Here is a 20025-nt window from a genome sequence, read left to right as displayed (position 1 = left end):
TCAGCCCTCCGCTGCCGGCCGTGCGGGCTTGTTCAGGGCGCCGTCCAGCACGGTGGGGTGTCCGTTGAGGAAGGTGGCCTCCACGCGGCCGGGCAGCTGCCGGCCGGCGAACGGCGAGTTCCGGCCCTTGGTGGCCATGGCCGACGGGTCCACCGTCCAGCGGGCGGCGGGGTCGACCAGCGTGATGTTGGCGGCCGATCCGGTGGCCAGCGGCTGGCCTTGGCCGGCCAACCGGCCGATCCGCGCCGGCATGGCGGAGGTGATCCGGGCGAAGTCCGCCCAGCCGATCAGCCCGGATTCGATCATGGTGTGCTGCACCACGGACAGCGCGGTCTCCAAGCCGGTCATGCCCATCGCGGCCTGCGCCCACTCGCATTCCTTCGCCTCGGAGGGGTGCGGGGCGTGGTCGGTGCCGAGCACGTCGATGGTGCCGTCGGCCAGGCCGGCGCGCAGCGCCTGCACGTCCTCGTCGGTGCGCAGCGGCGGGTTGACCTTGTAAACCGGGTCGTAGCTGCGCACCAGTTCGTCGGTCAGCCACAGGTGGTGCGGTGTGACCTCGGCGGTGACCTTGATGCCGCGGGCCTTGGCCCAGCGGATGATCTCCACCGATCCTGCCGTCGAGACATGGCAGACGTGCAGCCGCGAGTCCACGTGCTGGGCCAGCAGCACGTCGCGGGCGATGATGCTCTCCTCGGCCACGGCTGGCCAGCCGGTCATCCCCAGCACCGCCGAAACGGTGCCCTCGTTCATCTGCGCCCCGTCGGTCAGCCGCGGCTCCTGCGCATGCTGGGCGATCACGCCGTCGAACGCTTTGACGTATTCCAGCGCACGGCGCATCAGCACCGGATCCGAGACGCAGATCCCGTCGTCGGAGAACACCCGGACCCGGGCGCGGGAATCGGCCATCGCGCCGAGCTCGGCCAGCCGCTCACCGGCCAGCCCCACAGTCACAGCGCCCACCGGGCGGACGTCGGCCCAGCCGGCGCTGCGGCCCAGCGTGTAGACCTGCTCGACCACGCCGGCGGTGTCGGCCACCGGCGACGAGTTAGCCATCGCGTGCACCGCGGTGAAGCCGCCCAGGGCCGCGGCGCGGGTGCCGGTCTCCACCGTCTCCGCGTCCTCGCGCCCAGGCTCGCGCAGGTGCGTGTGCAGGTCCACCATGCCGGGCAGCGCAATCAGACCGTCGGCGTCAATCACGACGGCGCCTGCCGCACTGAGCGCGCTGCCGACCTCGGCGATCCTTCCGTCGCGGACCAGCAGGTCGGCCCGGTCCCCGCCGGTGAGCGAGGCCCCGCGGATCAGGTAGCTGGTCCCTCCGTTGGACACGGTGTTGGACCCGGAACTGGACTCGGTCACTTGGCCTCCTGGGCGGCAGTGGGTGCGGGAGCGGCGGACACGGTGCCGCCGGACAGCAGAAGGTAGAGGGCGGCCATCCGGACGGCCACACCGTTGCGGACCTGGTCCAGCACGGTGGACCGCGGCGAGTCGGCTGCGGCGGAGGAAATTTCCAGCCCGCGGTTCATCGGGCCGGGGTGCATGATGATGGTGCCGTCGCGGCCGGAGGCGTCCAGCGCCGCCAGCCGGAGGTCGTTGAAGCCCCAGCGGCTGGAGTACTCCTGCGTGGACGGGAAGTAGGCGGCGTTCATCCGCTCGCCCTGGACGCGCAGCATCATCACCGCGTCCGTCCCGGCGGCCAGCGTGGCGTCCAGGTCGTAGCTGATGGTGCACGGCCACTCGCGGCTGCCCACCGGCAGCAGCGTGGGCGGCGCCACCATGGTGACCTCGGCGCCCAGCGTGCGCAGCAGCCACAGGTTGGAGCGGGCCACCCTGGAGTGCAGGATGTCCCCGACGATGGCCACCTTCATGCCGGATAGGTCCGTGCCGGTGGAGGCGGTGCCGTTGAGCTTGGCCCAGGTGCGCCGCAGCGTGAACGCATCCAGCAGCGCCTGGGTGGGGTGCTCGTGGGTGCCGTCGCCGGCGTTGACCACGGTGGCGTCGATCCAGCCGGAACCGGCCAGCCGTGCCGGTGCCCCGGAGGCCCAGTGCCGGATCACGACGGCGTCGGCGCCCATCGCTTCCAGGGTCTGCGCGGTGTCCTTGAGCGATTCGCCCTTGGACACGGAGGACCCCTTGGCGGCGAAGTTGATCACGTCGGCCGAGAGCCGCTTAGCCGCGGCCTCGAAGGAGATGCGGGTGCGGGTGGAGTCCTCGAAGAAGAGGTTGACCACGGTGCGGCCGCGCAGCACGGGGAGTTTCTTGACCTCGCGCAGGGACACGGCGGACATTTCCTCGGCCGTATCCAGGATCTGCACCGCGTCGGATTTGGCCAGGTCCGCGGTGGACAACAGGTGTTTCATGCGCTGAAGTCCTCGATCACTACCTCGTCGGAGGCCGGGCTGCCGTTGTTCGTATCAATTTCGGCCAGCCGGACCCGGACCTTTTCCACCGAGGAGGTGGGCAGGTTCTTGCCGACGTGGTCGGCCCGGATCGGGAGCTCGCGGTGCCCGCGGTCCACCAGGACGGCCAGCCGGACAATCCGGGGCCGGCCCAGGTCAACCAGGGCGTCCAGGGCTGCGCGGATGGTGCGGCCGGAGTAGAGCACGTCGTCCACCAGCACCACCACCTTGTCGTCGATGCCGGCTGCCGGCAGCTGGGTGGGCAGCGGGGTGCGCGTGGGGTGGCGGCGGAGGTCGTCGCGGAACATGGTCACGTCCAGCTGTCCGATGATGTCTTCGGCAGCGACGGAGGGATCGGCGGCGGCGATTTTGGCTGCCAGCCGCCGGGCCAGCGGATACCCGCGGCGTGGAATGCCCAGCAGGACCAGGTCTTGGGACCCCTTGTTCGCCTCGAGGATTTCGTGGGCGATACGGGTCAATGCGCGGTTGATGTCCGCTTCGGCAAGTACAACTCGCGACGATGCCGGCTGTCGCGCCGGCGAGTCGGTGCTCATCTTTTGCCGCCTCCTTCCCCGCCTCACTGGACGGAATTTAAAGGTTGCTTGCGCCCTCAAAATTACCACGGCCAGCCCCGCCCGATTGCTTCGTGACGGCCGCACGACGGCGATCTGGTGCCGATGTGCGCAAGCTCACCGAACGCCGGGCCGCCGGTGGCGGCTGTCCAACGCAGATGCGCTGGCCGGACCGGACGCGTCGACAGAGGATGCCCGCCGCACAGGCCGGCGGCCGGCCGGGACGCAGCGACGGCGGATGCCCGGCACGTGACCATGCCTGGCCGGGACGTGGCGACGACGGGTGCCCGCTAAAGGTGGGCGCCCGCCGTCGTCCGTGGGGATGGTGGCTGAACAGGCGGCTTAAGCCAGCAGCGTGGGCTTGAGCTGCTGCAACCGGCCCAACAGGCCGTTGACGAAGGATGGCGACTCGTCCGTTGACAGAGTCTTGGCCAGCTCCACGGCTTCGCTCACCGCGACGCCGTCGGGCACGTCGTCGTTGTAAAGCAGTTCCCACGAGCCGACGCGCAGGATGATCCGGTCCACCGCGGGCATCCGGTCCAGCGTCCAGCCCTGCGCGTAGGTGGCGAGGAACTCGTCGATGGTGGGCTGCAGGGCGGCGACGCCCTCCACGATCTGCGCTGTGTAGGGGTTGATCACCTGATTGGTCTTGTCCCGACCGGCCAGCGCCTCGGCAGCACTCACGCCGCGCTGCTCGGCTTCAAAAAGGACGTCGACGGCCCGGCGGCGGGCCTTGCCGCGGGCTGAAGTAGGGGCACTCACTAGTCGTTGACTCGTCCCAGGTAGTCGCCGCTGCGGGTGTCGACCTTGACCTTGGTGCCGGTCTCCAGGAACAGCGGAACCTGGATCTGGTAGCCGGTCTCCACGGTGGCGGGCTTGGTGCCGCCGGTGGAGCGGTCGCCCTGCAGGCCGGGCTCGGTGTAGGTGATCTCCATGACCACGGAGGCCGGCAGCTCGATGTAGAGCGGCGTGCCGTCGTGCATGGCGATGTTGACCTTGATGTTTTCCAGCAGGAAGCTCTCGTCATCGCCGACTACCGGACCGGGCACGGTGACCTGGTCGTAGTCCTGCACGTCCATGAAGACGAAGTCGTCGCCGTCTTTGTACAGGTAGGTGTAATCGCGGCGGTCCACCGTGGCAGTTTCGATCTTCAGGCCGGCGTTGAACGTCTTGTCCTGGATCTTGCCGCTGACGACATTCTTGATCTTGGTGCGCACGAACGCGCCGCCCTTGCCCGGCTTCACGTGCTGGAACTCAATGACGTTCCACAGCTGGCCGTCCAGTTTCAGCACGGTACCGTTCTTGATGTCGTTGGTTGTGGCCACAGTTTCACTTTCGTCGATGATGGCGGGCCGCCGGCGGAAGGTCCGCCCGGCCCGGAGCGAAGTCCAGCAGACATTCTACCTGCTGGCGGCCTGCCTGCCCGAAGCGGCCGGGGTTCCCGGGATCTATCCGGCCGGGACCGGTGGGTTCAAGCCGTCTGGTGGAGCCGGCGTGTTCAGGGTGCGAGTGCCGGTGGCGGGGCAGGTTCTTCAGGGCAGGGTATCCCTGTCCAGGACGGGGTTTATCTGCGAGGGGATGGTTTATGGACCCTGCCCTCGCAGATACACCCAGCCCTGGCGGCCGCCACGACCGAGGGAACGGACCCGAGGCATGGGGAAGGACGACGACGGGCGCCCGGGACTTTCGGGGAAGGACGACGACGGGCGCCCGGGACTTTCGGGGAAGGACGACGACGGGCGCCCGGGACTTTCGGGGAAAGTCGACGGGCGCCCGGCCCGCACTCCCGTGGGCCGCCTGCTACGCGGCGATTTCCTGGTAGGCGGCGAACAGCAGCGAGGTGTCCGGCACGTCGAGGATGCCGGGCTTGGCCAGACCGTCCAGCACCACGAACCGGAGCAGGTCGCCGCGGGCCTTCTTGTCCCGCTTCATGCCGTCCAGCAGCGCGGCCCAGCGGTCGCGGCGGTAGGTCACTGGAAGCCCGAGGGAGGTCAGGATCGCCTGGTGCCGGTCGGCGGTGGCGTCGTCCAGCCGGCCGACCATCCGGGAGAGCTCGGCGGCGAAGGCAAGGCCGATCGACACGGCGGCGCCGTGCCGCATCTGGTAGCGCTCGGCCAGTTCAATCGCGTGGCCGAGCGTGTGCCCGTAGTTGAGGAACTCACGGCGTCCGGACTCGCGCAGGTCGGCGGACACCACCTCGGCCTTGACCCGGATGGAGCGCTCGATGATCTCCCGCAGCTGGGCAGTGCCGGCGGTGCTGGCCGCCGTGGGGTCGGCCTCGATCAGGTCCAGGATGACCGGATCGGCGATGAAGCCGCACTTGACCGCCTCGGCCATTCCGGTGATCAGTTCGTTCGGCGGCAGCGTCTGCAGCGCGTCCAGGTCGGCCAGCACGGCGGCCGGCGGGTGGAAGGCGCCCACCAGGTTCTTTCCCTCGGCGGTGTTGATGCCGGTCTTGCCGCCGACTGCGGCATCGACCATGCCAAGCAGACTGGTGGGGATGTGCACCACCTTGACGCCGCGCAGCCAGGTCGCGGCCACGAAGCCGGCCACGTCGGTGACCGCTCCGCCGCCCACCGCCACAATGGCGTCCGAACGGGTGAAGTCGTTCTTGCCCAGCACTTCCCAGCAGAACGAGGCCACCTGGATGTGCTTGCCTTCCTCCGCGTCGGGGATCTCGGCGGTCAGCGCCTCCATTCCGTTCGAGGCCAGGTCCTCACGCACGGCGTCGCCGGTGGCACGCAGCGCCCGCGGATGGATCACCAGCACCTTGCGGACCCGCTCCCCCAGCACCTGCGGCAGCCGGCCCAGCAGCGCATGGCCAACAACGACGTCGTACGCCTCCTGGGGGGTGGTCCCGGTGACGGGGATGACGGTTGCCTCGGGGGTGTTGCTCACGGTTCGTGCCTTTCCTCAAGCAGATTCTTCAGTTCGGCCAGCAGTTGCTGCTGGCTTTTGCCGCGGGTGTCCAGCACCAGGTCGGCCAGGCGCTCGTAGACCGGCCGCCGCTGCCGGAGCGTCTCGGTCCAGCGGCCCACGGGGTCACCGGCGAGCAGCGGCCGCCCGGTGTCCTTGATGATGCGCGGACGCACCGTGTCCACGTCAATGTCCAGGAACACCACGGTGCAGTTGGCCAGCAACTGCTGCGTGCCGGTGTCCAGGATGGCGCCGCCGCCCAGCGAGACCACGGCGGGCGGCTTGCCTTCGGCGAGCAGCGTAGCCACTTCGCGGGCCTCAAGTTCGCGGAAGGCATGCTCGCCCAGCGACGTGAAGATCGCGGGAATCGGCCCGTGCCGTTCAACCAGCCGCTTGTCGCTGTCGGCGAACGCGAGTCCGTGCCGGCTGGCAAACTGGCTGCCCAGCGTCGATTTGCCCGACGCCATCGGCCCAATCAGCACCAGGTGGCGCCGCAGCCGCATCGGTTCCCCGGCCGCCACTACTGGCCGATCGAATCCAGCGACTCCGGGATGGCCGCCAGATAGGACCGCAGGTTGCGTGCCGTCTCGGCCACGGAGTCGCCGCCGAACTTCTCGATGACTGCCTCGGCCAGCACCAGGGCCACCATGGCCTCGGCAACGACGCCGGACGCCGGCACCGCGCAGACATCGGAACGCTGGTGGTGGGCCTTGGCCGGCTCGCCGGTGCTGACGTCGATGGTGGCCAGGGCGCGGGGCACCGTGGCGATGGGCTTCATGGCCGCACGGACACGCAGCGTCTCGCCGATGCTCATGCCGCCTTCGATGCCGCCGGCGCGGTTGGTGGCACGCACGATGGTGCCGTGCTCGTCGCGGACGATTTCGTCGTGGGCGGCGGATCCACGGCGGGCGGCGGTGAGGAAGCCGTCCCCCACCTCCACGCCCTTGATCGCTTGGATGCCCATCAGCGCGGCGGCCAGCCGGGCGTCCAGCCGACGGTCCCAGTGCACGTAGCTGCCCAGTCCCGGCGGCAGCCCGTAGGCCAGCACCTCGACGACGCCGCCCAGGGTTTCGCCTTCCTTGTGCGCCTGGTCCACTTCCTGCACCATGGCCAGCGATGTTTCGGCGTCGAAACAGCGCAGCGGATCTTCGTCCAGGGCCAGCACGTCGTCCGGCACCGGAACCCGGCTGCCTTCGGGAACCGAAACCCGGCCGACGGCGGTGGTATGGCTGACCAGCCGGATGCCCAGCGCGGAGAGGAACTTTCCGGCTACCGTGCCCAGCGCTACCCGGGCGGCAGTCTCGCGGGCGCTGGCTCGTTCCAGCACCGGACGGGCTTCGTGGAAGCCGTACTTCTGCATGCCGGTGAAGTCAGCGTGCCCGGGCCGGGGCCGGGTGAGCGGGGCGTTGCGGGCCAGATCCTCCAGCTGTGCAGGATCGACCGGGTCGGCGGACATCACGGTTTCCCACTTAGGCCATTCAGTGTTGGCTACTTCGATGGCTACCGGGCCGCCCTGGGTCAGGCCGTGGCGGACGCCGCCCACCAGGGTGACCTCATCCTTTTCGAATTTCATCCGGGCGCCGCGGCCATAGCCCAGACGCCGCCGCGCCAGCGCATCCTGCACCTCGGCTGCTGTCAGTTCGACGCCGGCGGGGACGCCTTCGATAATTCCTACCAGGGCCGGACCATGGGATTCACCGGCGGTTAACCAACGCAACATGGATTCAATACTGCCATGCATCCGGGGGCGGTTTAGCGCCGCGGTGCACCCACCGCGTCACACATCACATTTGTGACATCGGCGGTGTGGCTGAAGCGGTCGCCGGCGAACAGCCGCACCTGTTCCACCGCTTGGTAGATGAGCATTTCCAGACCGTGCACCACCGAGCCGCCTTGTCGCTGCCAGACCGCTGCCAGCTCGCTGGGCCACGGATCGTACGCCACATCGAGCAGCACGCTCCCGCCGCGGTCCGCTCCCGGCTGGGCCGCCAGCTGGGCAGCCAACGGGTCGGCAGAATGCGGCGGCAGGGTGCAGACCACCGTGCCGGCCAATTGGATTGCTGCTGCTGCCTGGTCCCAGCCGGCCACCTGGAGCGGGAGTCCGAGGTGCCGGGCGATGGCCTGCACGTTATGCGACTTCGCCGGATCCCGCAAGCACAGGGTCACGCTGGACGGTTTCAGCTCCGCCAGGGCCGCGGCAGCGGCGGCAGCGGTGCCGCCGCCGCCGAGAATGACCGCCGGCCGGCCCTCCTGGGCCCCGCCGTGGCGCAGCGCCCCGACGATTCCCGCGACGTCGGTATTGTGGCCGGACAGCGTCACCCGACCCTCGCCGTCGTACTGGGGAACCACGGTGTTGAGCACGCCCAGCAGATCCACCAGCGGGCTGGTGCGGTCCATCTGGCCGACCATCGCCGCCTTCAGCGGCATGGTGACCGACAGGCCCGCCCACCCCCGCTCGCTGCGCAGGGTCTCGACGAACCGCGGCAACTGGTCCACGGTGACGTCGATGGCCCGGTAGCTGCAGTCGAAGCCGATCAGCTCGTAGGCGGCTTGATGCAGCGCGGGCGACCGGGAGTGGCCGATCGGGTGCCCGAGCACCGCGGCCTGGTACCGGCGTGCCGCCGGCAGCGTGCCGCCGACCGCGTGGCCGGCAGAGGTGCCGCCGGACACGCGGCCGACATGCACACCGTCGGCAGACACGCTGTCGGCGGGACCGGCGGTCAACTGCACCGGCCCTCTTTCTGAGTGCTGCACCACTGCTGGTATTCCTTGGTGTACGCGTTGTGCTGTTCCAGCGTCTCGGCGAACTTCGTCTCGCCGGTGTCCAGGTTGACCGTCACCCAGTAGTAGTAGGGCACGTCGGCCGGGCTGGCGGCCGCGTCGATGGCCGGTCCGCCGGGTGAGTTGATCGGTCCGGCGGGCAGCCCGGTGTGCGCGTAGGTGTTGTAGGGGTTGGACTTGTCCGCCTTTTCCTCCGGCGTGATGTCGTAGCCCTTCCGGCCCAGCCCGTAGGTCACCGTGGCGTCCGACTGGATCAGGCCGTTCGTTTCGGTGTTGTCCGGCTTTAACCGGTTCTGGATGGCGCCGGCCACCGTGGCGTAGTCGGCTTCGCCGGCCTCGGCCTCGATGATGCTGGCGATGGTCAGCACCCGGAACTGTTCCTGCGGATCGGAAATCCCGTCCTTGGTCAGCCGGTCCACGGTGTTGCCCACCAGTTCGGTGAGAATGTCCTTGGCGCTGGTCTCCAGCGGCCAGCGGTACTCGCCGGGGAAGAGATAGCCTTCCAGATTGCGCGCGTCCTCGGGCAACCCAAACTGCTGCGGGTTTTTGGCCAGTTCAGCAAACTCGGAGGCCGGGATCTGCGTGCCTTCGCTCAGTGCCGCGAAAACCTCTTCTTCGCGCCAGGTGCGGTTGATGGCGGCGTAGGAGACCTTCTCCCCCACGTCCTCCAACAGGATGGCTGCGGCGTCCGCGGCCGGCAGCTTGTATTGCATCTGGTAGTCACCGGGCTGAACCTCACGGCCGTCCGCTTGGCTGGCAAGTTCGCCCAGGAAGGTCTCGCTGTTGGAGATGATGTCCTGCTCCACCAAGGACTCGGCGATCACCAGCGGGCCAGCGCCCTGTTGCACCGTGAAGGTGACTTGTCCCTCGCCGGGGCCCGGATAGTCTTCGGGGCCGCCGCCCATGCCCAGCAGGTTCTGCAGGAACAGCACCACGCCAACCAGGCCCGCGGCGAAGACCGCGAAGACCACCAGCATGATGGTGTTGCGCCGCCGGCGGGCGCGCTTCTTGGTGCGGACCGGACGCTTCCGGCCGGAGGCAGGTTCGTCCTCGAAAAAGTCCAGCCGACCGTCGTGGTAAATCTGGCCGTCATCCTCGTAGCCCGGGTCCGCGTCGGCAGCTTGCCAGTCGCGCTCTGCGGAGTAAGGGGCGCTGTCCGCCCCAGGAGCCGCGGAGCCGGCGGCACCCGCAGAATATTCTGCGTCGGGTTCTGCCGCTGGCTGTGGCTCCGGCTGCGGACGACGGCGGGGCTCACCGCGGGCGGGCACGTGATGCTGGATCACGGTGGCCGGCTCCGGGTCGTCCCAGCCGGTAGCCGGTTCGTCCGCTGCGGGAGCGTTGGGGGGCGCGGCCGGCTGGCTGGCCGGATCGGGCCAGGCCTCGTCCGCGGGCGGCTCTTCCCATTCGGGTACCGCGTCGTCGTCCCAGTAAGGGGGAACGGTGTCGTCAAAGCGCGGATCAGCGGCCTGGCGTCCGCGCGCGGCTCGCCGGGACGGCAGGTTGGTCCAGTCGTCGGGGTGCTTACTCACGTTCCCGGATCCCCGCTTCGATCATGTCCGTGCGAAATCGTCGGCTCCTCATGGCTGGCGTCCGGCACATCTCGGCCGGCGGGCGGTGCGACAGGTGTCCCCACGTCCTGTCCTTGGGCCCGTTGCATGTCAATGGCCTGCTGCAGGATACCTACCGCAGCTACCTGATCAACCACTTTACGATGTTGACGCGTATCCATGCCAGCATCGCGCAATCCACGGTGCGCCGCCACGGTGGTCAGGCGTTCATCAATCAGGCTGACGCTGGCCGGCGATCCGGCCGCGGCCAGCGCCGCGGCCAGCTTGCGGGCGTAGCTGCGGGCCATCTCGGTGGACGCAGATTCGCCGCCGGAAAGAGTCCGCGGAAGTCCCACGAAAACCTGGACAGCTCCCCGTTCAGCGGCCTCGCGCACCAGCACCCTGATGTCGCTGTCCTTCTTGGCGTCGCGCTTCAGGGTGCGCACCGGCGTGGCCAGGATCCCGTCCGGATCACAGCTGGCCACGCCCACGCGCACTGCACCGACGTCCACACCGAGTTTGGTGCCGCGCGGATAGTCGGTCGAAGACACGATGCCGGGCCCCTAGCGGTTCGCGACCGCGGCCGTCACGGCGGCCAGTGCCTCGTCGATCTTGGCTGCATCGGATCCGCCGCCCTGGGCAACGTCGTCCTTGCCGCCGCCGCCGCCGCCCAGCACTCCGGCGGCGACCTTGACCAGCGCACCGGCCTTGACACCGGCGGCGCGTGCCGCCTCGTTGGTCGCCACCAGGATCAGCGGACGGCCGTTGGCCACGCCCGTCATCGCCACGGTGACCGGCTCGGACCCCAAGCGCGTCCGCAGGTCCAGGGCCAGGTTGCGCAGGTCGTCGGCGCCGTTGAGGTCGCCAACGTTGTGCGCCAGCAAGCGGATGCCTGCCACGTCCTGCGCCTGGGAGACCAGCGCGCCGGCGGAGGCTGCCAGTTGTTCCTTGCGCAGCTTGTCCAGTTCCTTCTCCACGGACTTCAGCTTGGCCAGCGTGGCGGCGATGCGCTCGGGCAGCTGGGCGCCGGGAACCTTGAGCATCTCGGACAGCTCGGTCACCAGTGCGCGCTCGGCGGCCATGTGGCGGAAGGCCTCCATGCCCACGAACGCCTCCACCCGCCGGTTGCCGGAGCCCACGGAGGCCTCGCCCAGCAGCATCAGCGAGCCGATCTGCGAGGTGCCCTCCACGTGGGTGCCGCCGCAGAGTTCGCGGGACCAGGCGCCGTCGATCTCCACCACGCGCACGGTGTCCCCGTAGGCCTCGCCGAAGAGCGCCGTGGCGCCCAGCTCGCGGGCCTGGGCCAGCGGCATCACGCGGGTCTGGACCTCGAAGTTGTTGCGGATGGCCAGGTTGGAAACCTCTTCGACCTCCGACTTGGCGGCGTCGGAGAGGCCCTCGCCCCAGGAGAAGTCGAAGCGGAGGTAGCCGGCCTTGTTGAAGGAACCGCGCTGCAGCGCCTCCGGGCCCAGGATCTGGTGCAGGGCGGCGTGGATGATGTGCGTGCCGGAGTGCGCCTGCTCGCCGGCGTGGCGGCGCTGCGCGTCCACTGCGGCCTGGACCGTGGCGCCGGCGGGCAGTTCGCCTTCGCGGACCACGGCCTTGTGCACGCTCAGGCCCTTGACCGGCTTCTGCACGTCCAGCACCTCGACCACGAACCCGTCGCCGGTGATCAGCCCGACGTCGGCGGCCTGGCCGCCGGCCTCTGCGTAGAACGGGGTCGCGTCGAGCACCAGCTCGATTTCCTCGCCCTGGCCGGCGAAACCGCGCACCTCGCCGCCGCGGACAATGCCGCGCACGGTGGACTCGGTGTTCAGCTCGTCGTAGCCGGTGAAAACGGTTTCGCCCTCGGCCAGCATTTCGCGGAAGACGGTCACGTCGGCGTGGCCCAGCTTCTTGCCGCGGGCATCGGCCTGGGCACGCTGGCGCTGCTCGGCCATCAGCGTGCGGAAACCGGCCTCGTCCACCTGCAGGCCCGCTTCTTCGGCCATTTCCAGCGTGAGGTCGATCGGGAAGCCGTAAGTGTCGTGCAGGGTGAAGGCATCCTCGCCGGAAAGCGGCTTCGACGCGGCCTTCGATTCCTTCACGGCCTCTTCCAGCCTCGCGGTGCCGGAGGCGATGGTGCGCAGGAAGGCCTTCTCTTCGGCATAGGCGATCCTGCTGATCCGCTCAAAGTCGTCCGCCACCGCCGGGTAGGTGCCCTTCATGGCGTCGCGGGAGACCGGCAGCAGCTCCGGCAGGCATGCCTTTTCCACACCAAGCAGGCGCATGGCGCGCACGGCACGGCGGATCAGGCGGCGCAGCACATAGCCGCGGCCCTCGTTGGAGGGGGTCACGCCGTCGGAAATCAGCATCAGTGCCGAGCGGATGTGGTCGGCGACCACGCGCAGCCGCACGTCGTCGGTGTGGTGCGGATCGTCGTCGGACTCGGCGCTGGTGTATTCCCGGCCGGAAATTTCCGCGGCCTTGTCCAGCACGGGGCGGACCTGGTCCGTCTCGTACATGTTCTCCACGCCCTGCAGGATCATCGCGAGGCGTTCCATGCCCAGGCCGGTGTCAATGTTCTTCTGCGGCAGCTCGCCGAGGATCTCGAAGTCTTCCTTACCGATGCCGGCGCCGCGCTGGTACTGCATGAAGACCAGGTTCCAGATCTCGATGTAGCGGGTCTCATCGGCGATCGGGCCGCCCTCGATCCCGTACTCCGGACCGCGGTCGTAGAAGATTTCCGAGCAGGGGCCGGCCGGGCCGGGCTGGCCGGTGGACCAGTAGTTGTCCTTCTTGCCGGATTTCTGGATCCGGTCGGCCGGGACACCTACCTGGTCGCGCCAGATGGCGAGGGCTTCCTCATCCTCTTCGTAGACGGTGATCCAGAGCTTCTCCGGCGGCAGGCCGTAGCCGCCCTGCTCCACCGGGCTGGTCAGCAGTTCCCAGGCCATCGCGATGGCCTGCTCCTTGAAGTAGTCGCCGAAGGAGAAGTTGCCGCACATCTGGAAGAACGTGCCGTGCCGGACCGTCTTGCCGACCTCTTCGATGTCCGCGGTGCGGATGCACTTCTGCACGCTGGTGGCGCGCGGGTACGGCGGCGTTTCGCGCGCGGTCAGGTACGGGATGAACGGCACCATGCCCGCCACGGTGAACAGCAGCGAAGGGTCCGGCGACACCAAGGACGCCGACGGGACCACGGCATGGCCCTTTTTCTCGAAGAAGTCGAGCCAGCGGCGGACAATCTCGTGGGATTTCATGGTGCCTGTGTCTTACCTTCCAGGGTACAAACCGCCCGTGCGGGCCGGTGCGTGGCTTGAATGCCGTCCTAAAAAACTTAGCGCGTGCGGACGTCGTCGGCGGAATCGATGCCCAGGGCCAGGCGCAGGTCCATTTCGCGTTCCTGCATGCCGTCCCGGACCGCGTCGGCGAAGGTGGCCACCGAATCGGCCACCTGTCCCAGCGCGCGGTTCAGTCCGGCCGGTCCCAGCGCGTCCCGCGTCTGGGAGAGCTTGCGGACCGCCAGCACGCCGATCGCCACACCTGCGGCCATCCAAATCATTCGCTTCATGTCGGTTCCTCTCGCGGATTAGCGGCCGCGGCGGCGCTTGCCCTCGGGCGCGCCCTTGCCGGCGGTGTTGAAGGCGCTGCGCACGCCGTAGGAGAAGGCTGCCACCTTAATCAGCGGCGAGCCCAGGGTCGCGGAGAGCAGCGACGTCAGGGCGGAAACATTGGCCGAGGCGTCCGACACGTTGTTGGAGATGCCGTCGACCTTCCGCAACTGTTCGTTGGTGGTGCTGACCGTGGTGGTGACTTCGCCAATCAACGGGGTGGTGCCGTCGCTGAGCTCGCGGATGGCCTGGCGCAGTTCATCAAACACTTTGCCGAGCTTCCATACCGGGATGGCCAGCAGGGCCACCAGCACCGCGAATACTCCCGCGGCGATCAGACCGGCGATATCTCCACCTGACATAGGTTCAAACGCTCCTCTTGTTGGTTGACGGCGCCATCCGGTCCGCGCGCAGCGCAGGCAAGCCTTGTGCTGCGGGGTCCGGCTGACGACGGCGGGGCGTGCCTGGTCCAGGCATCTTTCCCGCCGCTCTCATCACCTTACCTACTGAACAGCCCGCGGCCGATGCCGCGGGCTGTTCAGCGCCGCCTCCGTGCACGGAGGCGGCATCTCGCTGGGGTGGTTCCGTAGGTTTTCAGGCCCCGGAACTACGTTTCTAGCGAGCGTAGTATTCGACCACCAGCTGCTCTTCGCAGGTCACGGGAACCTCGGAGCGCTTGGGGCGGCGGACCAGGCGGGCCTGCAGCTTCTCCAAAGCAACATCGAGGTACGCCGGAACGTTGGGGAGCACGTCGCGGTGAGCGCCGGCAGCTGCCACCTGGAACGGGGGCATCTTTTCGGAGCGCTCGTGCACGTGGATCAGCTGGCCCTCGGAAACGCGGAAGGACGGGCGGTCCACGCGCTTGCCGTTGACCATGATGTGGCGGTGCACCACAAGCTGGCGGGCCTGGGCGATGGTGCGGGCGAAGCCGGCACGCAGCACCAGGGCGTCGAGACGCATTTCCAGCAGCTCGATCAGGTTTTCACCGGTCAGACCGGCGGTGTTGCGGGCTTCCTCGAAGACACGGGTCATCTGTGCTTCGCGGATGCCGTACTGGGCACGCAGACGCTGCTTTTCGCGCAGACGTACGGCGTAGTCACTGTCCTGCTTGCGGCGGGCGCGTCCGTGCTGGCCGGGGCCGTACGGACGACGCTCCATGTACTTCTCAGCCTTGGGCGTCAGGGCAATGCCAAGGGCACGCGAAATGCGGACCTTGCGGCGGGCTCGTGTGTTGTTAGCCACGATGTCCTTCCAGTTATGTGCGGTGTAATGGTTTGCTGGCCTCCAAGTCCCGGAGAGCGTTGGTCAACCGCTACCTTCAGCTACAGTCCGTCCCGGGCACGCTTCTCCCCTTCGCTGAAGAGCTCAAGGGATCGACGGCGCAAGAACGGCTTGCCAGTCAGCCAACCATTCTAGCATCAGCCGACCGGCCGCCCTGCCACGTCTAGGCTGGCTGGATGCGAGCCATTCTGCAGCGCGCGAGCCGCGCCAGCGTCAGCGTCGACGGCACGGTAGTGGGCGCCCTGTCCGGCCCGGGGTTGGTGGTGCTGGTGGGCGCCACCCACTCCGACACCGGCCAGGACGCCGCGGTGCTGGCGGAGAAGATCTGGCGGCTGCGCATCCTGGACGGCGAGCTCTCCTGCGCCGATGCCGGCGCACCGCTGCTGGTGGTCAGCCAGTTCACGCTGTACGCAGATACCCGGCGCGGCCGGCGGCCGTCCTGGTCCGCGGCCGCGCCCGGTGATGTCAGTGAACCGCTGCTGGATCGCTTCGTCGCGGAGCTGCGCGGCCTGGGCGCCCAGGTGGCGACCGGTGTCTTCGGCGCCATGATGGAGGTGGAACTGGTGAACTCGGGCCCGTTCACCATCAGCCTGGACACCGAGGATTTCGCCAAGCCGCGCCGCGGGTAAGGCGGCCTGCCGTGGAGGAGCCGGGACCCCGCCGTCGTCAGGATCCACGGATGATCTTGCGCAGCCGGTCCACCCGGGCCGAGATCTCCCGCTCCGCGCCGTTGGTGGTGGGTTCGTAGTAGTTCCGGCCCACCAAGTCGTCCGGCGCGTACTGCTGGGCGGCAATCCCGTGCGGGGCGTCGTGCGAGTACACATAGCCCTTGCCATGGCCCATCCCCTTGGCCCCCGCGTAGTGGGAGTCGCGCAAGTGGACCGGAACCCCTTGGCCGCGCCCCGCCCGGACGTCCGCCACCGCGGCGTTGATCGCGTCGTGGCAGGCCGGCGACTTCGGCGCCGTGGCGATGTGGACCACGGCCTGGGCCAGCACCAGCCGGGCTTCGGGCATGCCGATCAATTGGACGGCCTGGGCCGCGGCGACCGCAGTCTGCAACGCGGTGGGATCGGCCATCCCCACGTCCTCGGAGGCGTGGACCATGATCCGGCGCGCCACGAAGCGCGGATCCTCCCCCGCCTCCAGCATCCGCGCCATGTAGTGCAGCGCGGCGTCCACGTCGGAGCCGCGCATCGACTTGATGAAGGCACTGGTGATGTCGTAGTGCTGGTCCCCTGCCTTGTCGTAGCGCAGGGCGGCACGGTCCGTGGCGCGCTCGGCGTGGCTGAGTTCCACCCGGACCGGGGCGCCGTCTTCACCTTCCCCGCCGGACTCGCCCCAGGCCACGCCCGCGGCGGCCTCCAGCGAGGTCAGGCCGCGGCGGGCGTCGCCGGCGGCCAGTCGGACCAAGTGTTCCAGTGCCTCCTCGCTCAGCTCCACGCGGCCGGCCAGCCCGCGCTCGTCCTGGACCGCGCGCACCAGCAACTGCTCAATATCGTCCGCGGTCAGCGGCTTCAGGGTCAGCAGCAACGAACGGGACAGCAGCGGCGAGACCACCGAGAAGGATGGATTCTCCGTGGTGGCGGCAACCAGCACCACCCAGCGGTTTTCGACGCCCGGCAGCAGCGCGTCCTGCTGTGCCTTGTTGAACCGGTGGATCTCATCCAGGAACAGCACCGTGGTGGTGCGGTGCAGGTCCCGGGCGGTCAGCGCCTCGTCCATCACCCGGCGCACGTCCTTGACGCCGGCGGTGATCGCGGAGAGTTCCACGAACTTGCGGCCCGGGCCGCGGGCGATCACGTGCGCCAGCGTGGTCTTGCCGGTGCCGGGCGGACCCCACAGCATGACCGACGACGGTCCCGCCGGTCCGGTGGCCGCACCGCCGGCCGCCAGCATGCGCAGCGGTGACCCGGGCTGGAGCAGGTGCTGCTGGCCCACCACGTCATCAAGCGTACGCGGCCGCATCCGGACCGCCAGCGGGCTGCGCGGACGGGTGGATCCGCCGCCGTCACCGGACGCCGAGTTGTGGCCGTGGCCGCTGCCCCCGCCGTCGTAGTCTTCGTCGTCATCCGCGGCTGCACTGAACAAATCACTCACACCGTCAAGGCTATCCGTTCATCCGCCCTGCTCCGCCGGCAGCGTCCAGGGCCGCGCCGGCGCGGTTCTGCCTGCGGCGCCGCGGCCTGCCGACGTCCCCGCAGGGCGCGACGTCCGGTTAGCGCTCGAAGTCGATCCGCATCACTGCCCGGCGGGCGGTGGGGCGGCTGACTTCGCGGAAACCGGCCGCGGCGAAGATGCTGCGGCTGCCAACGTAGAGTTCACCCCACGTCATTTCCTGCCCGGGCTTCGGAATGAGCGGATACCCTTCGACGGCCCGGGCGCCGTTCTCCTGCGCCCAGCCCGGCACGGCCGCGGCCAGCGCCCTGCTAATGCCGCGGCGCCGGAACCCCGCCCGGGTCACGAAGCACACCGCGGCCCAGACGGTGCCGTCGTCCGGGTCCTCGTCGCGGCCGGCCCACACCACACGGCTGGTCCGCAGGCGCCGGTAGGCGGTCCGCGGTTCCACCGCGCACCAACCGGCCGGCTCACCGTCCAAATAGGCCACCAGACCGCTGGTGGAGGCGGCCGCCGGGTCACCGCAGCCGGTCTCGGCCCGGAGCCGGTAGGCCCGTTCCTCCACGTGCTCCTCCCGCCATTGGGCGGCCGGGGTCTGGAACCACTGGCACTGGCAGCGGGACGCCTCGCCGCGGACACCCAACACTGACTGCAGTTGGTCCCACGAGGATTCATTCGCAGGCACGATCGCCACGTCGGCGCCGGTGTCCGTAGTCATGCCCCCAGCAGACAACACGGCGGGCGCGCACCACAAGAGGTGCGCGCCCGCCGTCGTCCGTCAGTGCCGAATGCGTTGCCGGACCGGTGCCCGGTTGCTTGGCGCCGGGCTACTTGGCCTCAGACTCGGCCGATTCCTTGGCGGAGTCCTTATTCTGCTCCTTGGGCTGCGGCTCGGCGTCCACGCCCGCTTCCTTGCGCTGCTGCGGCGTGATCGCGGCCGGGGCAGCGGTCAGCGGATCGTAGCCGCCGCCGGTCTTCGGGAAGGCGATGACCTCGCGGATGGAATCCTCGCCGGCCAGCAGCGCCACCACGCGGTCCCAGCCGAACGCAATGCCGCCGTGCGGCGGGGCACCGTACTTGAAGCCTTCCAGCAGGAAGCCGAACTTGGTCTGCGCCGACTCCTTGTCCAACCCCATCACCTTGAACACGCGCTCCTGCATGTCGCGCTTGTGGATACGGATGGATCCGCCGCCGATCTCGTTGCCGTTGCAGACAATGTCGTAGGCGTAGGACAGCGCCGACTCCGGATCGGTGTCAAAGGTGTCCATGAACTCCGGCTTGGGCGAGGTGAAGGCGTGGTGCACGGCCGTCCACTTGCCGGAACCGACGGCCACGTCGCCCGAGGCCACGGCGGCTTCGGCGGGCTCGAACATCGGCGCGTCAACCACCCACACGAAGGCCCAGTCGCCGTCCTTGATCAGTCCGGTCCGGTGGCCGATTTCCACCCGGGCCGCGCCGAGCAGGCCGCGCGAGGCGGCGCGGTCGCCGGCGGCGAAGAAGATGCAGTCACCGGGCTTGGCGCCAACCGTGCCGGCCAGGTTTTCGCGCTCGAAGTCGGTGAGGTTCTTGGCCACCGGGCCGGTCAGCTCGCCGTCCTCCTGGACCAGCACGTAGGCAAGGCCCTTGGCGCCGCGCTGCTTGGCCCATTCCTGCCAAGCGTCCAGCGTGCGGCGGGCCTGCGAGGCGCCGCCGGGCATCACCACGGCCCCCACGTACGGGGCTTGGAAGACGCGGAAGGTGGTGTCCTTGAAGAAGTCGGTCAGCTCGGTCAGCTCCTGGCCGAACCGCAGGTCCGGCTTGTCCGAGCCGTACTTGTCCATCGCCTCGGCGTAGGTCATCCGCGCGATCGGGGTGCTGATTTCGACGCCGATCAGCCGCCACAGCGCCTGCACGATCCGCTCGCCCAGCGCGATGATGTCGTTCTGGTCCACGAAGCTGGCCTCGATGTCCAGCTGGGTGAACTCCGGCTGGCGGTCGGCACGGAAGTCCTCGTCGCGGTAGCAGCGGGCAATCTGGTAGTACTTCTCGAAGCCGCCCACCTGCAGCAGCTGCTTGAACAGCTGCGGGGACTGCGGCAGCGCGTACCAGGAGCCGGGGGCCAGGCGTGCCGGCACCAGAAAGTCGCGGGCGCCTTCGGGCGTCGAGCGGGTCAGCGTCGGGGTTTCGATCTCCACGAATCCGTCGGCATGCAGCAGTTCGCGTGCCGTCCGGTTGACCTCCGAGCGCAACCGCAGCGCCTTCGACGGGCCGGGCCGGCGCAGGTCCAGGTAGCGGTGCTTGAGCCGGGCTTCCTCGCCCACCTCCACGTGCTCGTCCACCTGGAACGGCAGCGGGTCGGCGGTATTGAGAACGACGACGTCCTCCGCGATGACCTCTACCTCGCCGCTGGCAAGGCCCGGGTTTTCGTTGCCCTCCGGGCGCTTCTCCACGGTGCCTTTAATCTGCAGCACATATTCGTTGCGCAGCGCGTGGAAGACATCTTCTTCGCGGACCACCACCTGCGCCACGCCGGAGGCATCGCGTAGGTCCAGGAAGGCCACACCACCGTGGTCGCGGCGGCGGGCCACCCAGCCGGCGAGGGTAACGGTTTGTCCGATGTGCTCGGCCCTGAGGGTGCCGAGGTCGTGTGTGCGCAGCACAACAGTCCTTCCGGTAGAACGAATTGCTCAGCTGTCCGCCCGCTGTTGTTTACCTGGTGCGGCGGCGGGGTACGGCTATGGTTAGTGGAGACGTACACGAGTTTACCGTTGATCACGCGGCGCCCCGGACCCGAACCCCGGCCATGTGGCCCCAGTGGCCCGGCGGGCCGCAGACCCCGCGGGCC

At 69.0% G+C, this 20025-nt stretch carries 19 protein-coding genes; 1 reads left to right on the top strand and 18 read right to left on the bottom strand.

From position 1 onward, the window contains the following. The 15 genes from AB0N75_RS07510 to rpsD all read right to left on the bottom strand — a co-directional run bounded on the left by AB0N75_RS07510 (nt 1) and on the right by rpsD (nt 15047). Nucleotides 1–1356 (bottom strand): dihydroorotase, encoded by a 1356-nt coding sequence (locus tag AB0N75_RS07510; protein ID WP_364647360.1) that lies wholly within the window; start codon nt 1354–1356, stop codon nt 1–3. After that, a complete protein-coding gene (locus AB0N75_RS07505; RefSeq protein WP_364647357.1) occupies nt 1353–2357 on the bottom strand; it encodes an aspartate carbamoyltransferase catalytic subunit in 1005 nt (334 codons plus the stop codon). The genes AB0N75_RS07510 and AB0N75_RS07505 overlap by 4 nt, the downstream gene beginning before the upstream one ends. Beyond that, nucleotides 2354–2950 (bottom strand): bifunctional pyr operon transcriptional regulator/uracil phosphoribosyltransferase PyrR, encoded by a 597-nt coding sequence (gene pyrR, locus AB0N75_RS07500; protein ID WP_364647354.1) that lies wholly within the window; start codon nt 2948–2950, stop codon nt 2354–2356. The genes AB0N75_RS07505 and pyrR overlap by 4 nt, the downstream gene beginning before the upstream one ends. A 360-nt stretch (nt 2951–3310) precedes the next feature. Continuing rightward, nucleotides 3311–3730, bottom strand: a complete 420-nt coding sequence (gene nusB, locus AB0N75_RS07495; RefSeq protein ID WP_364647351.1) for a transcription antitermination factor NusB — start codon at nt 3728–3730, stop codon at nt 3311–3313. Beyond that, nucleotides 3730–4293, bottom strand: a complete 564-nt coding sequence (gene efp, locus AB0N75_RS07490; RefSeq protein ID WP_364647348.1) for an elongation factor P — start codon at nt 4291–4293, stop codon at nt 3730–3732. Before efp ends, nusB begins: the two co-directional genes overlap by 1 nt. Before the next feature lie 475 nt (nt 4294–4768). Beyond that, nucleotides 4769–5866, bottom strand: coding sequence for a 3-dehydroquinate synthase (gene aroB / locus AB0N75_RS07485; protein ID WP_364647345.1), 1098 nt, complete (start codon nt 5864–5866; stop codon nt 4769–4771). Next, nucleotides 5863–6405, bottom strand: a complete 543-nt coding sequence (locus tag AB0N75_RS07480; protein ID WP_364647342.1) for a shikimate kinase — start codon at nt 6403–6405, stop codon at nt 5863–5865. The genes aroB and AB0N75_RS07480 overlap by 4 nt, the downstream gene beginning before the upstream one ends. Beyond that, nucleotides 6405–7604, bottom strand: coding sequence for a chorismate synthase (aroC, locus tag AB0N75_RS07475; protein WP_364647339.1), 1200 nt, complete (start codon nt 7602–7604; stop codon nt 6405–6407). The genes AB0N75_RS07480 and aroC overlap by 1 nt, the downstream gene beginning before the upstream one ends. A gap of 32 nt (nt 7605–7636) precedes the next feature. Further along, on the bottom strand, nt 7637–8512 hold the full coding sequence (locus tag AB0N75_RS07470; RefSeq protein WP_364647892.1) for a shikimate dehydrogenase: 876 nt from the start codon (nt 8510–8512) through the stop codon (nt 7637–7639). 92 nt (nt 8513–8604) lie between these two features. Beyond that, nucleotides 8605–10194, bottom strand: coding sequence for an endolytic transglycosylase MltG (gene mltG / locus AB0N75_RS07465; protein ID WP_364647336.1), 1590 nt, complete (start codon nt 10192–10194; stop codon nt 8605–8607). Continuing rightward, the gene (ruvX, locus tag AB0N75_RS07460; RefSeq protein WP_364647333.1) at nt 10191–10763 is read right to left on the bottom strand and encodes a Holliday junction resolvase RuvX; all 573 of its coding nucleotides are present in this window, start codon (nt 10761–10763) and stop codon (nt 10191–10193) included. Before ruvX ends, mltG begins: the two co-directional genes overlap by 4 nt. Before the next feature lie 12 nt (nt 10764–10775). Further along, nucleotides 10776–13454 (bottom strand): alanine--tRNA ligase, encoded by a 2679-nt coding sequence (gene alaS, locus AB0N75_RS07455; protein WP_364647330.1) that lies wholly within the window; start codon nt 13452–13454, stop codon nt 10776–10778. 77 nt (nt 13455–13531) lie between these two features. After that, nucleotides 13532–13765, bottom strand: coding sequence for a DUF6167 family protein (locus tag AB0N75_RS07450; RefSeq protein WP_364647327.1), 234 nt, complete (start codon nt 13763–13765; stop codon nt 13532–13534). Nucleotides 13766–13783: 18 nt separating this feature from the next. After that, the gene (locus tag AB0N75_RS07445) at nt 13784–14167 is read right to left on the bottom strand and encodes a DUF948 domain-containing protein (protein ID WP_127512668.1); all 384 of its coding nucleotides are present in this window, start codon (nt 14165–14167) and stop codon (nt 13784–13786) included. 253 nt (nt 14168–14420) lie between these two features. Next, entirely contained in the window at nt 14421–15047 is a 627-nt protein-coding gene (rpsD, locus tag AB0N75_RS07440) for a 30S ribosomal protein S4 (protein WP_136785369.1), read from the bottom strand. A 215-nt stretch (nt 15048–15262) separates the two neighbouring features. On the opposite strand from rpsD, the gene dtd reads away from it, so the two are divergent. Further along, complete coding sequence (gene dtd, locus AB0N75_RS07435; RefSeq protein WP_364647322.1) at nt 15263–15715, top strand: D-aminoacyl-tRNA deacylase; 453 nt, start codon at nt 15263–15265, stop codon at nt 15713–15715. A gap of 37 nt (nt 15716–15752) precedes the next feature. Here the strand turns inward: dtd and AB0N75_RS07430 are convergent, their stop codons facing one another. From AB0N75_RS07430 to aspS, 3 genes are all read right to left on the bottom strand, one after another. After that, nucleotides 15753–17183, bottom strand: a complete 1431-nt coding sequence (locus tag AB0N75_RS07430) for a replication-associated recombination protein A (protein ID WP_364647319.1) — start codon at nt 17181–17183, stop codon at nt 15753–15755. Between the two features lie 118 nt (nt 17184–17301). Next, nucleotides 17302–17919, bottom strand: a complete 618-nt coding sequence (locus AB0N75_RS07425; RefSeq protein ID WP_364647316.1) for a GNAT family N-acetyltransferase — start codon at nt 17917–17919, stop codon at nt 17302–17304. 109 nt (nt 17920–18028) lie between these two features. Continuing rightward, nucleotides 18029–19840 (bottom strand): aspartate--tRNA ligase, encoded by a 1812-nt coding sequence (aspS, locus tag AB0N75_RS07420; RefSeq protein ID WP_364647313.1) that lies wholly within the window; start codon nt 19838–19840, stop codon nt 18029–18031. Between the last annotated feature and the right edge of the window lie 185 nt (nt 19841–20025).

It is taken from the genome of Arthrobacter sp. NPDC089319, assembly GCF_040684925.1.
Classification (GTDB): domain Bacteria; phylum Actinomycetota; class Actinomycetes; order Actinomycetales; family Micrococcaceae; genus Crystallibacter.
This window is presented reverse-complemented; position numbering and strand designations above follow the sequence as displayed.

Bases quoted from the DNA above. Each gene is read 5' to 3' on its own strand.
- AB0N75_RS07505 (WP_364647357.1), bottom strand. From the start codon at position 2,357: ATGAAACACCTGTTGTCCACCGCGGACCTGGCCAAATCCGACGCGGTG.
- AB0N75_RS07445 (WP_127512668.1), bottom strand. From the start codon at position 14,167: ATGTCAGGTGGAGATATCGCCGGTCTGATCGCCGCGGGAGTATTCGCG.
- dtd (WP_364647322.1), top strand. From the start codon at position 15,263: ATGCGAGCCATTCTGCAGCGCGCGAGCCGCGCCAGCGTCAGCGTCGAC.
- alaS (WP_364647330.1), bottom strand. From the start codon at position 13,454: ATGAAATCCCACGAGATTGTCCGCCGCTGGCTCGACTTCTTCGAGAAA.
- AB0N75_RS07450 (WP_364647327.1), bottom strand. From the start codon at position 13,765: ATGAAGCGAATGATTTGGATGGCCGCAGGTGTGGCGATCGGCGTGCTG.
- aroC (WP_364647339.1), bottom strand. From the start codon at position 7,604: ATGTTGCGTTGGTTAACCGCCGGTGAATCCCATGGTCCGGCCCTGGTA.
- pyrR (WP_364647354.1), bottom strand. From the start codon at position 2,950: ATGAGCACCGACTCGCCGGCGCGACAGCCGGCATCGTCGCGAGTTGTA.
- AB0N75_RS07425 (WP_364647316.1), bottom strand. From the start codon at position 17,919: ATGACTACGGACACCGGCGCCGACGTGGCGATCGTGCCTGCGAATGAA.